The sequence below is a fragment of the Coprococcus sp. AM100_B19A genome (genome assembly GCF_027662015.1).
Taxonomy (GTDB): domain Bacteria; phylum Bacillota; class Clostridia; order Lachnospirales; family Lachnospiraceae; genus Allocoprococcus; species Allocoprococcus comes.
In genome coordinates, this window is the sequence record NZ_JAQDKN010000016.1 from 11,727 (window position 1) to 26,719 (window position 14,993).

15 protein-coding genes are annotated in these 14,993 nt (G+C 40.8%); 9 read left to right on the forward strand and 6 right to left on the reverse strand.

The features are described from left to right. Genes PGQ33_RS13680 through PGQ33_RS13695 form a run of 4 tightly spaced genes read left to right on the forward strand, consistent with a single transcriptional unit; the run spans nucleotide 1 to nucleotide 4,520 of the window. Nucleotides 1-942: an ABC transporter ATP-binding protein gene (locus PGQ33_RS13680; RefSeq protein WP_270205905.1), complete on the forward strand. Its 942-nt coding sequence runs from the start codon at nucleotides 1-3 to the stop codon at nucleotides 940-942. Next, nucleotides 942-1,649 carry an ABC-2 transporter permease gene (locus tag PGQ33_RS13685; protein WP_270205906.1) on the forward strand — a complete coding sequence of 236 codons (708 nt, stop codon included), beginning with the start codon at nucleotides 942-944 and terminating at the stop codon, nucleotides 1,647-1,649. Before PGQ33_RS13680 ends, PGQ33_RS13685 begins: the two co-directional genes overlap by 1 nt. Before the next feature lie 25 nt (nucleotides 1,650-1,674). Continuing rightward, the gene (locus PGQ33_RS13690; protein WP_270205907.1) at nucleotides 1,675-3,096 is read left to right on the forward strand and encodes a GldG family protein; all 1,422 of its coding nucleotides are present in this window, start codon (nucleotides 1,675-1,677) and stop codon (nucleotides 3,094-3,096) included. Beyond that, the gene (locus tag PGQ33_RS13695; protein ID WP_270205908.1) at nucleotides 3,093-4,520 is read left to right on the forward strand and encodes a DUF4340 domain-containing protein; all 1,428 of its coding nucleotides are present in this window, start codon (nucleotides 3,093-3,095) and stop codon (nucleotides 4,518-4,520) included. The genes PGQ33_RS13690 and PGQ33_RS13695 overlap by 4 nt, the downstream gene beginning before the upstream one ends. Here the strand turns inward: PGQ33_RS13695 and PGQ33_RS13700 are convergent. Continuing rightward, on the reverse strand, nucleotides 4,517-5,152 hold the full coding sequence (locus PGQ33_RS13700) for a YesL family protein (RefSeq protein ID WP_117824570.1): 636 nt from the start codon (nucleotides 5,150-5,152) through the stop codon (nucleotides 4,517-4,519). The two genes, PGQ33_RS13695 and PGQ33_RS13700, sit on opposite strands and share 4 nt — an antisense overlap. A gap of 111 nt (nucleotides 5,153-5,263) precedes the next feature. Between PGQ33_RS13700 and PGQ33_RS13705 the strand changes: the two genes are divergently transcribed. After that, nucleotides 5,264-7,525: a beta-L-arabinofuranosidase domain-containing protein gene (locus PGQ33_RS13705; RefSeq protein WP_270205909.1), complete on the forward strand. Its 2,262-nt coding sequence runs from the start codon at nucleotides 5,264-5,266 to the stop codon at nucleotides 7,523-7,525. Here PGQ33_RS13705 and PGQ33_RS17170 read toward each other — a convergent pair. From PGQ33_RS17170 to PGQ33_RS17180, 3 genes are read right to left on the reverse strand one after another with little or no spacing between them, the layout of a single operon-like run. Further along, the gene (locus PGQ33_RS17170) at nucleotides 7,520-7,879 is read right to left on the reverse strand and encodes a hypothetical protein (RefSeq protein ID WP_330663282.1); all 360 of its coding nucleotides are present in this window, start codon (nucleotides 7,877-7,879) and stop codon (nucleotides 7,520-7,522) included. The two genes, PGQ33_RS13705 and PGQ33_RS17170, sit on opposite strands and share 6 nt — an antisense overlap. A 39-nt stretch (nucleotides 7,880-7,918) precedes the next feature. After that, nucleotides 7,919-8,434, reverse strand: a complete 516-nt coding sequence (locus tag PGQ33_RS17175) for a transposase (RefSeq protein ID WP_442872457.1) — start codon at nucleotides 8,432-8,434, stop codon at nucleotides 7,919-7,921. A 23-nt stretch (nucleotides 8,435-8,457) separates the two neighbouring features. Beyond that, the gene (locus tag PGQ33_RS17180; protein ID WP_330663284.1) at nucleotides 8,458-8,766 is read right to left on the reverse strand and encodes a hypothetical protein; all 309 of its coding nucleotides are present in this window, start codon (nucleotides 8,764-8,766) and stop codon (nucleotides 8,458-8,460) included. A 208-nt stretch (nucleotides 8,767-8,974) separates the two neighbouring features. Between PGQ33_RS17180 and PGQ33_RS13715 the strand changes: the two genes are divergently transcribed. Together PGQ33_RS13715 and PGQ33_RS13720 are read left to right on the forward strand one after the other, a co-directional pair. Further along, entirely contained in the window at nucleotides 8,975-9,475 is a 501-nt protein-coding gene (locus PGQ33_RS13715) for a kinase (RefSeq protein WP_186835932.1), read from the forward strand. A gap of 11 nt (nucleotides 9,476-9,486) precedes the next feature. Continuing rightward, complete coding sequence (locus PGQ33_RS13720; protein ID WP_270205910.1) at nucleotides 9,487-9,822, forward strand: 8-oxo-dGTP diphosphatase; 336 nt, start codon at nucleotides 9,487-9,489, stop codon at nucleotides 9,820-9,822. On the opposite strand, the gene PGQ33_RS17185 is transcribed toward PGQ33_RS13720, so the two are convergent. Further along, entirely contained in the window at nucleotides 9,770-10,153 is a 384-nt protein-coding gene (locus PGQ33_RS17185; RefSeq protein WP_330663285.1) for a hypothetical protein, read from the reverse strand. The genes PGQ33_RS13720 and PGQ33_RS17185 overlap by 53 nt on opposite strands. A 775-nt stretch (nucleotides 10,154-10,928) precedes the next feature. Between PGQ33_RS17185 and PGQ33_RS13730 the strand changes: the two genes are divergently transcribed. After that, nucleotides 10,929-11,981 (forward strand): PTS transporter subunit IIC, encoded by a 1,053-nt coding sequence (locus tag PGQ33_RS13730; protein ID WP_008374119.1) that lies wholly within the window; start codon nucleotides 10,929-10,931, stop codon nucleotides 11,979-11,981. A gap of 95 nt (nucleotides 11,982-12,076) precedes the next feature. Here PGQ33_RS13730 and PGQ33_RS13735 read toward each other — a convergent pair whose 3' ends face one another. Then, entirely contained in the window at nucleotides 12,077-13,840 is a 1,764-nt protein-coding gene (locus PGQ33_RS13735; RefSeq protein ID WP_270205911.1) for a DUF885 domain-containing protein, read from the reverse strand. A 185-nt stretch (nucleotides 13,841-14,025) separates the two neighbouring features. On the opposite strand from PGQ33_RS13735, the gene nadA reads away from it, so the two are divergent. Then, nucleotides 14,026-14,934 carry a quinolinate synthase NadA gene (nadA, locus tag PGQ33_RS13740; RefSeq protein ID WP_270205912.1) on the forward strand — a complete coding sequence of 303 codons (909 nt, stop codon included), beginning with the start codon at nucleotides 14,026-14,028 and terminating at the stop codon, nucleotides 14,932-14,934. Nucleotides 14,935-14,993: the final 59 nt, after the last annotated feature.

The following is a 14,993-nucleotide window of genomic DNA, read 5'->3' on the forward strand; positions in this document are numbered from 1 at the left end:
ATGATAGAAGTAAGAGAACTGGTAAAAAAATATGGAAATAAAACCGTCCTGGATCACGTCAGTTTTGATGTGAAGGACGGGGAAATTCTTGGACTTCTCGGACCGAATGGTGCCGGGAAGTCCACAACAATGAATATTATAACGGGAAATTTGGCGGCTACAGATGGGACAGCAGCAATCGATGGACATGAGATACTGGAAGAACCGCTCAGGGCAAAAAAAGAGCTCGGATACTTGCCGGAGATACCGCCGCTTTATGTGGACATGACGGTAAAGGCGTATCTGAGCTTTATTTATCGTTTGAAAAAATGTAAACTTCCGAAAAAAGAACATTTAGAAGAAGTATGCAGGGCAGTTCAGATTATAGATGTGTACGACAGAGTAATTAAAAATCTGTCAAAAGGATATCGTCAGAGAATTGGAATTGCGCAGGCTATGATTGGAAATCCTAAAGTTCTGATTCTGGATGAACCTACAGTAGGCCTGGATCCGAAACAGATGATTGAAATTCGTAATCTGATTCGTGGCCTCGGAAAAACACATACCGTTATTTTATCTTCACATATTCTGTCGGAAGTACAGGCTGTGTGTGACAGAGTTGTTGTGATCAATAAAGGAAAAGTAATTGCGGATGACACTGCAGAAAACTTATCCGGACATTTGAATGGAAGAAGGCTTCGAATAAAAGTCGAGGGACCACAGAAAATGGTAGAGGAAGGGCTTAAGGCTATTCTAGGTGTAAAGGCAGTATATCCAATTGTTTGTACGGAACCAGGATGCTGTGCTTTTGAATTACAGTCAGATGAGCATACGGATATTCGCAGACAGACTTCTGCATATTTCAAGGCAAGCCCATGGTTGCTTCTGGAATTTACAGAAGCAGAGATGTCGCTTGAAAATATATTCCTCAAATTAACAGATAGTAAAGGGGGAAAAAAATAATGACAGCGATTTTTTTAAGAGAGTTGAACTCATATTTTATTTCCCCAATAGGATATGTATATCTTGCCGCAGTCTACGTGCTTGCAGGGTATGAATATGCAATTCTGATTCTAGGAGGAAGTGCAGATTTGAGTAATGAGTTTGCGTTTTTATATACGGTTACCTTACTTCTGACGCCAATTCTTACAATGCGTCTGATGAGTGAGGATAAAAAGCAGAAGACAGAGCAGGCTCTTTTTTCAGCACCGGTAACATCAGGTGCTATTGTTGCAGGAAAATATTTTTCCGCTTTTGTAGTATATCTTGCAGGAGTGGCAGTTACCCTTTTACATACGGTATTTCTTGCACCATATGCAAAGATCAACTGGATGATCATTATTGGAAATTTTGTAGGGATTGCGCTTATGGGGCTGGCAGGAATTGCATTGTGTATGTACATTTCAGCACAGACAGAGAATCAGATTGTTGCAGCTGTCGGTGGACTGGCTGCAATGCTGTTGGTGATTTCTTTAAATTCTCTGGCAGGCGTGATTCCGTTTGGACCAGTACAGAAGGCACTATATGCGATTTCATTCTATTCAAGATACCATAATCTGACACTGGGAATCTTTAAGGTTTCGGATTTGTTCTTCTTTATCAGCTTTGCGGCTGTATTCTTTTTCCTGACAACACGTGTACTGGAAAAGAGAAGATGGAGCGGTAAATAGGATAAGGCAGAAAGGAAGAAGAACAATGAAACAGAGCAGAAGATGGAAATACGGTGCAATGGCGACGACGATTACCGTACTGGGAATTGTGCTGATCATTGTTGCCAATATTGTAGTTGGTCAGCTTACTGAAAAGTATGGCTGGAGTATTGATTTAACGGCAGATGACAGATATGCAATATCAGATGAGTCCATTCAGTATTTGAAAAGATTAAAAGATGAAGTGGACATCACAGTATTTGTGGATGAAAAATCCATGTCTACCGGAAGCTATTATCTGGTACAGGCATATCAGAACTTACTGCAGTATAAAGAACACTCAAAAAAAGTAAAATTAGAATTTGTGGATCTGACAGAAAATCCGACTTATATTTCCAAGTATCCAGATCTTGACTTAAGTTCCTGGGATATTCTGGTAGAATCTGGAAAAAAACAGAAAGTTATTTCTTTTCAGGATCTATATGAGTATGACAGCTCAGGATCACAAATCACAGCTTCGAAAGTAGAGCAGAAAGTTACCGGAGCGATTGCTTCTGTAACATCAGATGCAACTGAAAAGAAAGTCGTTGTATTAAATGGATTTGGAGAAAACGAACCTACGGATCTGACGAATCTTTTACAAGATAATCAGTATGAGATCACTTCCCAGTCATTACTGACCGATGATTTGGATGAAACTGCAACCGATGCAATTTTGTTTGCACCGCAAAAGGATCTGAATGAAGATTGCCTGAAAAAACTTAGCAGCTGGCTTGATAATAATGGAAACCAGGGAAGGAATCTTTATGTATTCCTTGATCCGAATGCAGGAAGTCTTCCGAATCTGGAAGCATTTCTGGGAGAATGGGGACTGAAAGCGGAAGAAGGGTATGCATTTGAATCGAACAGTAGCATGTACTACGGAAAATTCTATTATCCGGTTGCACAGTATGCAAATATGGATTATGCAGAAGGAATGACATCAAGCGATTTGACGATTATGGCACTCTGCCGTCCAGTTGATACATTATTTGAAAGTAAAGATGGCTATGAGACATCTGTACTTTTGAATTTTACTTCCGGCTCAGGAACAGTAAAACTTGGACAGACAGAGATCACGGCAGACCAGATCACGGGTGATGTAAAAGGTATGGTCTTATCGACCCATAGCTGGTATGGAGAAGAAGTAACCAAATCCAACATACTGGTATCAGGTTCTGCACTTGCATTTACAGGTGATGTAATGACCAGTGATACTTTTGCAAATGGAAGATATATTCTCGGAGTATTTAAGAAGCTGGATGATCAGAGCGAGACTGTAAATATTCCGGCAAAGAATTTAAGTGTAGAAAACCATACAATGAGTCAGATGAAGACGAATATATATACTTGGGGATTCATGGTAGTACTTCCTGTAATCGTTCTGGCAGTTGGAATTGTTGTTTGGGTAAGGAGAAGACATCGATGAAAAAACAATGGCTGACAATCGGCATTTTATGTATGGGAATATTAATTCTGGGAGGCGCATGTTTTTTCCTGCTGAAATCAGATGATTCAGAGAAGAGTGATGTTGAGAGCGGAAACTATCAGATCCTGGATGAAATTACAGAAGATGACGTAGCGTCAGTCGTAGTTTCCAATGCTTCCGGCGGTTATGAAGCTGACTGGAACGATGATTCAGTAATCATTAAGGACTGTGACAATATTGCAATCGACAATTCAGCTGTAAAGAAGATTCAAAATGCAGTAAAAGGGATCACGGCAGAGAAAAAGGTTACAGATGGAAAAGGGCGCCTGAATGAATTTGGATTGGAAGATGATCCGGTAGAAGTTACAGTAACAGGAAAAGGTGAAAAAGAATCTCTGATGATTGGAGATGAGGTTCCGGGTCAGGATAGCAGTCAGTGGTATGTACTGTGGAAAGAAGAGGTCTATATCGTATCTGACAGTAATGTAGAAGCATTTCAGTATGGTGTAAAAGATCTGGTTTCAAAACAGATCACACCAGACCGGGATGAGAGTGATGACAGTTTTCGAGTTACTTTGGCTGATATTCAGGGAGAAGGTATGGATGAGATTCAGATCAGGCACCAGGGAAGTGAAGAACTTGCAGGCTATCAGGTAGATTCATACCAGCTGACAGCTCCAATAAACTATCCGGCTTCTGCAGCTGTATCAGAAGATATTCTTCCAATGTTCTTTGGATTAAAAGCGCAGGAAGTGGCGGTACTTCATCCGACTGCAGAAGACCGGGCACAGGTCGGATTGGATCAGCCTTACAGGCAGGTAGAGATTGAATATCAGACTAAAAATAGCGAAAAGAACAAGATTAGTATTTTGGTATCGAATATTGATGGTGCGGGTAATCTTTATGTGGAAAATGGTTCTGATGTGATTTATAAATGCCGACCACAGGATATCAGCTGGCTGAATCTTACCGTTGATACAGTGATCAGCCATACGATCTTGATACCGGATGTGACGAGCCTAAAGACGTTGACGATCACACAGGGAGATGGAAGTAGTTATCAGATTCAGTTCCAGAATATGGGAACAGATAATGGAAAGGTTCTCTATGATGGGAAAGAACTGGACGTAGATAGTTTTCGTAATTTCTATTATGAGCTGATCAGTGTGGAAGCAGATGAAGTAATTCTTGAAAATCTTCCAGATACGTCGGGAATGAACAAGATTGCAGAAATTAAGTTTGCATATATGGATGAAAGCAAAAAGTCCGATACGGTAACATATTATTCAGAATCAGCAAGAAAAGCGTATGCGGTGGTTGATGGAAATGAAAGAGGTTTCCGGCTTTCCGAAACACAGATTGATACTGTGCTCGGAAATTTGCAGAAACTGATAAACGGCGAAGAAATTAAAGCAAGATATTAGACAACCTCGCTTTCGTTCGGCTGAGAAGCATCTGCCAGTTTTTTGAATCCTGGTTCAAGAATTCGTTCGGCTGCCATTGCAAAACAGGCAGGAAGAACGAATCCGGTGACTGGAGCAACGAGAAATGCACTGGCACACATGAGAAAGATCACAATAAGCATTAAGGTAAACCCAATTCTGGTGATACCAAGAGCAATCGCTGCTTTTAACAGATTTGGGATTGTCATATAAAAACGCGATAATAAAGGAAATACTGTAGTAAGCAGAATCAAGAATAAGAGTGCACAAAGGATGGATACGGCAAAGTAGATAATACCGAGTATATGTGTACGTCCTACACCATCAGAAAAGAACCAGCTGATTACTACAAAAATAGCAAGCGGAATCAGGATCAGAGTTAAAAGAACTCCTTGCTTTAAATTGGTACGGAATGAATTCCAGAAGGTTGACAATACATATCCTTCTCCATTCAGAAGTACTTTGTGTACACTGTGATACAGGGCGGCAGATGAAGCACCGAGAGTGACAGCTGGAAGACTGAAGAACATCCAGAGGATGCTGAGAATCAGAATGTCACAGAACTTATTGAGGATAGTAAAAACAGGACCATCCAGTTTGAAAATACTATTCATGGCAAATCTTCTTTCTGTAAAAAAATGTGAAAAACATATAAATTATATGGTGTTGATTTATTGTAACATGTACAGAAAGAACAGTCAAACAAGAAAATACGGAGGAGAAAAATGAACGCAGCAGAAATTATTAAAAAAGAGTTGGATGCAATTTATATTGGGAATCTGAGCACGGTAGATGACAATCTTACACTCCCGGAGAACGGAAAATATGGTGCTCAATTTACCTGGGAGACAGGGGAAGAAAGATTTATTGACAATACAGGAAAGGTACATCGTCCGCTGCATGGCATGGGAAACCGTAAGGTTACACTGACGGTTACTGCAACCTATGAAGGATGTAGTGAGTCAAGAGAATATGTGGCGACCGTATTGCAGGAAGCAAAAGAAAATATCGTAAAAGAAGTACGTAAAGTCGTCCTTAATGCACAGGTCGGTGAAGAAGCACATCTTCCGTCTGTTGTGATCGCATATACAGAAGATGGACGCCGCATGACAATGCCGGTGAAATGGAATACATATGAACCGGCAAAAGAAGAGACAGTGGTTGCAGTTGCAGGTGTGATTGATGGAACAGAAAAGGAAGCATCTGCAGAGATCCATTATAAAAAGGAAATAGTACCAGTAAAAGGACCGGAGAAAAAGGTGGATTATGTTCCACTTGGACAGGTTCGGTTGAAAGAAGGAACTCTTTATTATAAATACCAGAAGCTGATGGAAGAATATCTTCTTGGAATTGACGATGACCAGATGCTTTATAATTTCCGCAAAGCGACCGGACTGGATACCAAAGGAGCACCTCCGATGACCGGTTGGGATGAGGAAAGCTGTAAACTGAAAGGGCACACGACCGGACATTATCTGTCAGGTATTGCACTTGCATTTGCAGCAACCGGCAATCCAAAATTTTTAGATAAAGTCAATTACATGGTAGCAGAGCTGAAAAAGTGCCAGGATGCATTTGCGGCAACCGGCAAATATCACAGAGGATTTTTGAGCGCATACTCAGAGGAACAGTTCGATCTTCTGGAAGTATATACTAAATACCCGGAAATCTGGGCTCCGTATTATACTTTGGATAAGATTATGTCCGGATTATATGATTGTCATGTACTTGCCAGAAATGAGACGGCAAAAGAGATCCTGGACTTGATGGGAGACTGGGTATATGACAGACTTTCCCGTCTGCCAAAAGAAACACTGGATAAAATGTGGGCAATGTATATTGCGGGCGAGTTTGGTGGTATGCTTGGAACAATGGTAAAAGTCTATGAGCTGACCGGAAAAGAAAATCATCTGAAGGCTGCAAAACTTTTTGAAAATGAAAAGTTATTCTATCCGATGGAAGAAGAATGCGATACATTGGAGGATATGCATGCAAACCAGCATATTCCGCAGATTATCGGTGCAATGGATCTGTATCGGGCAACTGGTGATGAGATTTATTGGGAAATCGGAAAAAATTTCTGGAATATCGTGACTGGTGGACATACATATTGTATCGGTGGGGTTGGTGAGACTGAGATGTTCCATCGTGCAAATACAACGTGCTCTTATCTTACGGATAAGGCTGCTGAAAGCTGTGCAAGTTATAATATGCTGCGCCTGACCAGTCAGTTATTTGAATATACTCGAAGCGGCGATCTGATGGATTATTATGATAATACGCTGAGAAATCATATCTTGACATCAAGTAGTCATAAATGTGATGGTGGAACGACTTATTTTCTTCCACTTGGTCCGGGTGGCAGAAAAGAATTCTTCCTTTCAGAGAATTCCTGCTGTCATGGAACCGGTATGGAGAGCAGATTCCGTTATATGGAAAATATTTATGCGCAGGATGAAGATGCGCTTTACATTAACCTTCTTGTAGATTCCGTGCTGACGGACGAAAATGGAAAAACGATGATTGAACTTCAGAGTGTGGATGAAGAAGGTGTAATGGAAATCCGTTGCCAAAAGGATCAGAAAAAAGTTCTTAAAATCCATATTCCGGCATGGGGGCAGAAGGATTTTAACGTGTCTGTAAATGGAAAAGTTCTTGCAGATACAGCACTTCATGATGGATATCTGGTAATTGATGCAGATCCGAAAGCCGGAGATGTGATCCGACTGGAACTTCCGATGGAATTCCGTGTGTTGGATAACAAGTCTGATGCGGCATTTGTCAATCTTGCATATGGGCCATATATTCTTGCGGCACTTTCAGAGGAAAAAGAATTCCTTGCAGCACCGGCAGTAGAAGAAATTCATATGGTTGATGGAAAATTACAGTTTGAAGCGAATGGAATGAAGATGATCCCTCTTCCGGAAGTAGATATGGAAGCTTATCATGTATATTTTCATAAAGAACACCAGTTTACAACTTTATAAATGATAGACTTGTTGATGAATCAGCTGTTTTAAGGCCTTTGTCATAGCATTTGATTTTATATGTGTTTCGATATTTTTGACGAACGTGGCAAAAAATATCTGACTGCGAATGCCCTGACTTAATTCAAAACGAAACTCCTGCACATTTTTTGTGCGGTACTCAGAAAAATGTTCGTTCTGATAAGGCAGAATCTTCATGGCACAGTAACTGATATTGATCAAATTGACCAGCATTTCAATTCCTTTGCAGCTTCGTACCATATAGTTGCAAAAAGACCAGAACGTTTTCTGCTCATAGTAGCTTGTTTCAATATTCCAGCGAAACGAATATAGCAACAGTGGAATGTATTTCATCCGATCACTTCCAGTCTGGTTTAATGGAGCTTTTTCCTGTCATGCGCAGAAAATCTGCAGATCTTTAGGGAAAACAGTACTGAAAAACAGTCGTTTTGTACCATGTTCTTTTTCAGTGGCAGTGACATAGGCAAGGACTTCCCTGTCGCCGAAGATCTTAATCAGAACCCGGCGGACACCGGTATAATAATCACCGATCTTTTCATTGGAAAACGTAAACTCTGTTTCAACAGAAAGACGTTTTCCATGTTTGGCAGGACGTCCCTGACGACCGGTCCGTGCAGGTGCAAGATCATACATGACAGAATCAATCCTTGCACTGCCAATCAGATCCAGATTCGGATATTCATCAACGATGGATACCAGATTCTGTTTTGTATACCAGCTGTCACAAAGGATGATGACATGATCTTTGCTGTGAAATTCAGGTATAACCTGCCGGATCATGGAGGCTGCCAGTTTCAGTTTAGACTCTTTTTTCTGCCACATACGATAGCCAAGAGGAACGGAAAGATAATATACTTTATCCCCATTCCAGACAGGTACGCAGAGCATGACACTCACAAAGCAGTGTCCATTCAAATAGTTGGACCGTTGTGTGCGGCATGGTCAAACAGTTTTGAAACATTTTCAAATTTTGTGCCAAATTTAGATACCATCGTATCATCCACGCACAGAAATACAGGCTGCGTCTGCAATGAATCCGGTATCAGCTTCAAAGCAATCCTGACAGTAGTATTCATAAATCTGGAATAATCAACCTTTGCATAGGAACATGCATAATAAAATACATTCAGTGATTTCTCCGTTATTCTGGATAAAAAATGCTGATACAGAAACCGGATGGAATGTGCGGATTCTAAGGCCAGTATGGATAATATCAGCAAAAATAAGGTATCTGCTGTCGGAACAGAAAAAGTTTCAAAATAAATCAAAAAATATTGATGAAGTCTACCAATCAGTGTTTTTTCGTTGTATAATGCTTTTGTCGTACAGGGTCACTTTCCTTTGTAATGTTATCAGCAAATTCATTATACATCAGAAAGCCCTGTGCGATATTTTTTTATGAAAAAGTTGTAAAGTGGTGGAGAAATTATGAAAAAGATAATTATATTAAGAGGTAACTCTGGAAGTGGAAAAACAACAGTAGCTAGAGCGTTGCAAAAGAAATTTGGATACAATACAATGATGATTTCACAAGATGAGATTAGGAGAAATATCTTGTGGGTTAAAGATGGCGTTGATACTAAGGCATTACCACTTATGATAGAACTTATGAAATATGGGTATGAGCATTGTGATGTGGTTATTTTAGAGGGCATCATGTATGATGAGTGGTATAGTCCTTTGTTCAAAACGGCAAATGAATTGTATGGAATGGATATATATGCGTACTATTTTGATATACCATTTGAAGAGACGGTCAGGCGGCATAATACGAGAGATAAAAAACAGGAATTTGGTGAAGAAGATATGCGTAGATGGTGGAGAGAAAAGGATTTTTCATCAGTTTTTAATGAAAAAATTATTACATCTGATATTGATGCAGACAGTATTGTTGAAATGATATATATGGATTCAGCAAATGAAGGATAAGGGTATTACGAATGGCAAGAACAGAAAAAGTGATAATGACTAATATGTGTATGGTGTTTAGTGAAAATAGGGTACTTGTCCAAGATAAGACGGATGATGATTACTCTGGAATAACATTTCCGGGAGGACATGTGGAAAGAGGAGAATCATTTACAGATGCTGTGATACGCGAAGTGAGGGAAGAAACTGGATTGAAAATTACAGAACCAAAACTTTGTGGGATAAAAGACTGGATGAAGGATGAGGAAACAAGATATATAGTGTTATTATATAAGACAGCACCGGTTTACAACTTTATAAATGATAGACTTGTTGATGAATCAGCTGTTTTAAGGTCTTTGCCATAGCATTTGATTTTATATGTGTTTCGATATTTTTCACGAAAGTGGCAAAAAATATCTGACTGCGAATGCCCTGACTTAATTCAAAACGAAATTCCTGTACGCTTTTTGCACGGTACTCAGAAAAATGTTCGTTCTGATAGGGCAGAATCTTCATGGCGCAGTAACTGATGTTAATCAGATTGACCAGCATTTCAATCCCTTTGCAGCTTCGTACCATATAGTTACAAAAAGACCAGAACGTTTTCTGTTCATAGTAGCTTGTTTCAATATTCCAGCGAAACGAATATAGCAACAGTGGAATGTATTTCATACGGTCACTTTCGGTCTGATTCAATGGTGCTTTTTCCTGCCATGCACAGAAAATCTGCAGATCCTCCGGGAAAATGGTACTGAAAAACAGTCGTTTTGTACCATGTTCTTTTCAGTGGCAGTGACATAGGCAAGGACTTCCCTGTTGCCGAAGATCTTAGTGAGAACCCGGCGGACACCGGTATAATAATCACCGATCTTTTCATTGGAAAACGTAAATTCTGTTTCAACAGAAAGACGTTTTCCATGTTTTTTTATGAAAAAGTTGTAAAGTGGTGATAAAGAATAAAAATAAGAAATAAAAAGCAGGAGTGTGCAGTTATAAAATGTACACTCCTACTTTTTAGTCATATTAGTTATATCCAAGGATCTTTTTTTAATTTTCCAAGAGACCAGCCAATTTTTCCGCTTTTCAGAAGATATATTTTAATATTTCTCTGCAAAGAAGTATTTTTCAGAGGAATATGGATATAAATTCTTCTTTCATTATCTTCAAGGCACATTTCGAATTCCAATGTATTTATACGGAATTCATGAAGAGAAAGCTGGCGAGGGAACCATTTTGCACGGCGCTGTTCAAATACATAAGTTCCATAACCGGCATGATAGGCGTTAATATATTCTGCACAGTATTTCATAGTTTCTGCGAAAATAGTAAGATCATACTTTTGCGAAGATAAGAGATTTAAATAAAATCTTCTTGACGGATTCTGCAAAACAGTGGATAATATTGCACAGTAATCACATGTGACAAGACAGTAGATTATACACTAAAAGAATGACAGGAGCAGGAGAAAGTTATGAAAGAGTTTCTAAGAAAGAAAAATATTATCTTTTCAGCGAAGCGATACGGAATCGATGCGCTTGGTGCAATGGCGCAGGGACTGTTTGCATCGCTTCTGATCGGTACGATCATCAGCACACTCGGAGAACAGCTTGGTATAGGAATCCTTGTAACAGTAGGCGGTTATGCGAAAGGAGCAACCGGAGCTGCGATGGCAATCTCGATCGGAGTAGCACTTCAGTGTCCGCCGCTTGTATTGTTTTCACTGGCGGCAGTCGGAATGGCAGCGAATGAACTTGGAGGTGCCGGAGGACCTCTTGCGGTTTTGGTCGTTACGATTTTTGCAGCAGAATTTGGAAAACTAGTTTCAAAAGAAACAAAAATAGATATTATTGTGACACCATTTGTGACGATCTGTGTGGGGGTTCTGCTTTCACTGGGATGTGCACCGGCGATTGGAGCAGCGGCAAGTACCGTAGGAACTGCGATCATGTGGGCGACTGAATTACAGCCATTTTTCATGGGAATTATCGTATCTGTGATTGTTGGTATTGCGCTGACACTTCCAATCAGCAGTGCAGCGATCTGTGCGGCACTTTCACTTACCGGGCTTGCAGGAGGTGCTGCTGTAGCCGGCTGCTGTGCACAGATGGTTGGTTTTGCGGTTATGAGTTTTAAGGAAAATAAATGGGGTGGTCTTTTTGCACAGGGAATCGGAACCTCGATGCTCCAGATGGGAAACATTGTGAGAAATCCGAGAATCTGGCTTCCGCCGACACTGGCATCCGCAATTACCGGTCCGGTCGCAACCTGTATCTTTCATTTGAAGATGAACGGTGCGGCAGTGGCATCCGGAATGGGAACCTGCGGACTGGTCGGACAGATTGGTGTGTACACTGGCTGGGTAAATGATATTGCAGAAGGAACTAAAGCTGCGATCACCGGAATGGACTGGGCAGGTCTGGTGCTGATCTGTTTTATTCTTCCGGCAGTGCTTTCCTGGGCGATTGCGATTCCGATGAGAAAATGTGGTTGGATCAAGGAAAATGATCTGAAACTGGATCTGTAGATTCAAGTGTAAATTATATAAAATGTGTTTGATGGGCTATCCTGTGGGAATGTTTCGGATTCTCACAGGATAGTTTTATTTTGTGTGAAATAGGATCAATCTAATAAATTTTTTTCCACCTCATCATATACGATCTCAAATGGCGCCGGCCCCACATCCAATACCGCCCTGTGAAATTCTTTCTGGGAGAATTGATTTCCCAGGGCATCTGCCATTTCCTTTTTCAATTCATAAAATTTCAGGTATCCAATATAGTATTTCAGATAATTGGCAGGACTTCCAATGATCAGTTTGTAGACACTCTGTACTGCATTTGGATCATTGATCCCGTAATCGCTGAAAAAGCGGACTGTATCAGTTACAGACCAGCCGTCATAATGAATTCCCATGTCTGCAAGCGCATAAAGTCCAAGAATGACAGAACTGTTTTTCTGGAGAAGGGATGCTTCAGTCTTAGGGAGAGGTGCAAGGTAGTAGGACATCATTTCCGCATAGGTGGCCCAGCCCTCAACGTATCCGCCAAAATCAAGAATGCTCCGAATAGGATCCGGCTCAGAAGCAGAAAAATAGACGGTCTGGTACAGATGTCCAGGATAGCCTTCGTGAGCAAGGGTTGTGTAGAGATTCAGCCCTGAGGCGGTCTGCCCGTTGTTAATGTAGATGACATTTTCCGTTAGATTGTCAATGGCAGGGATCATATAGAAAGCGGGACTTAGATAATCCTGCATGGATTCCGGAACATATTTGACCTGGAAATCAACATCAGGAATTTCCGGGAATGTATCTGTGATTTTGGACCTGAGATCGTCCAGCATGGAATCAGGAGATGTCTGCTCCAAAACAGATGCCTGGGTAAGTGCTGCGTCAGCAGGGAAGAGAATCTTCTGCATGGCACTTAGATCTTCCAGTATCTGTGCCCTGGTCATCAGTCGCAGACGGGAAATGGACTCATTGCAGCCGGTAGTCTGACGCACCAGATATTCATAGTATTTTTTTCCATAAGGGAAATGGCTAAGTCCCTGTTCATTCATTCCTTTTCCTTTCAGCGATTTGATAGCGGTGATCAGATTTTGATAAGCTGGATAAATCTCTTCTGTTACAAGTTTCATATTTTCTTTGCGGAAAGAATCTTTTTTGTTTTCAGGTAAAAGATCCAGTGACGCGATCCGTTCATCAAATGTACTGACTAGATAATTCTCTTTACCCATATCGATAAAAGACTGGCAGGTGTCCAGAACAGAATCAGCCTGGTAATCCGGCATAAAAAGACCGGAAGCAGCTTTTTTTTGCTCAAACCGGATGACAGAATCAAAATAGGAAGGCGTTTCTTTTAAGAGAGCCAGATAGGTTTCTACATCCTGTGTGTCGTAAAAGCTGTATTCCGAGAGAAGAACAGGTAGCTGTGTATGGATACCGGATACGGGGCCCATAGGCTCCTGATAAAGCAGATAATCTGTCCCTGTAGATGCATTTTTAAGATAGGTATCCAGGATTTTAAAGGTTAGTGCATTTTCCGAAGAAAGAGTGTCGGGATCAAATTCCTGCAGAGAAGAGAGAACATTTCTGACAGAAGCCTTTGCAGCAACGGGATCAGAAGAAAGACTGCCGTATGTAGCCGGGATGTCCGCGATGCCATAGTCAGAAGGAGAACGCAAGGTATAGTGAAGGCTGATGGTATTTGCGGATACTTCTGTCTGGAAGAGACTACGTGTGAAAGTACGGAATTGCCGGTCAGAGGATTCTGCATGCAGGGAGCTCCAAAATGCATTGCCAGACAGAAAAGAAATCAGAATGACCAGCAGACAACAGGGAAGGATCAGAAAAATTTTTTTCCGGTGTTTAAGAATTAAATGAAACATAAAACTCCAGAAGAAATGATGTTGTTTCTATGTATATGATTTTGATTCTGGAAATATGTATCTCAAACGAAACTTTACAGAAATAAAACAAGTGTCTTGTCAGATGTAAAGAGCGGTGCTATAATGTGCACTATGCTGAAAAAAGATCAGAGATGAGAAAAGAGTCAGTAAGGGAGGATCACGTTATGACAACGGTGGAAGAGATACAGAAGCTTAAAAAAGAGAAGAATGCTGTCATTCTGGCACATTATTATGTGCTGCCGGAGGTGCAGGAAATAGCAGATTATATAGGGGATTCTTTTTACCTGAGCAAGGTAGCAACGAAGCTCCAAGAAAAGACAATCGTATTTTGTGGCGTTTCTTTTATGGGGGAGAGTGCGAAGATCCTGAATCCGGAGAAAACGGTTCTGATGCCGGATATGACAGCAGACTGTCCGATGGCACATATGGCAGATGTGGAGACGATCCGGAAGATGCGGAAAGAGTATGATGATCTTGCTGTTGTCTGTTATATCAATTCAACGGCAGCACTGAAAGAATACTCGGATGTCTGTGTGACATCTGCAAATGCAGTGAAGATCGTAAAAGAACTTCCGAACAAGAATATTTTCTTTATTCCGGATCGGAATCTGGCACATTTTGTAGCCGATCATGTACCGGAAAAAAATTTTGTTTACAACAATGGATTCTGTCCGACTCATGAACGGATGGAACCAGAGGATGTAGCCGAAGTGAAAAGGAGACATCCGGGGGCACAGATCGTCGCACACGGAGAATGCCGTGCAGAACTTCTTGCGATGGCAGATTACGTGGGAAGCACATCAGGAATCATCCAGTATGTAACGGCAAGTGATTGTCAGGAATTTATTGTCTGTACAGAAGAGGGTGTGGGTTACAAGCTGAAGGAACAGAACCTGGAGAAGACATTCTATTATCCGGACAAGCTACCGGTATGTCCGAATATGAAAAAGAATACGCTGGAGAAGGTATTGCATGTTTTGCAGACTGGTGAAAATGAGGTTCACGTAGATGCAAAACTTCGGGAAAATTCCAAAAAACCGTTAGAGAAAATGCTTGAGCTTGCTGCAAAATAAAAGAACCGGAAAATCAAAAATAAGAAACAACAGGTGACCGGCTAAGAGAACCGGAATTG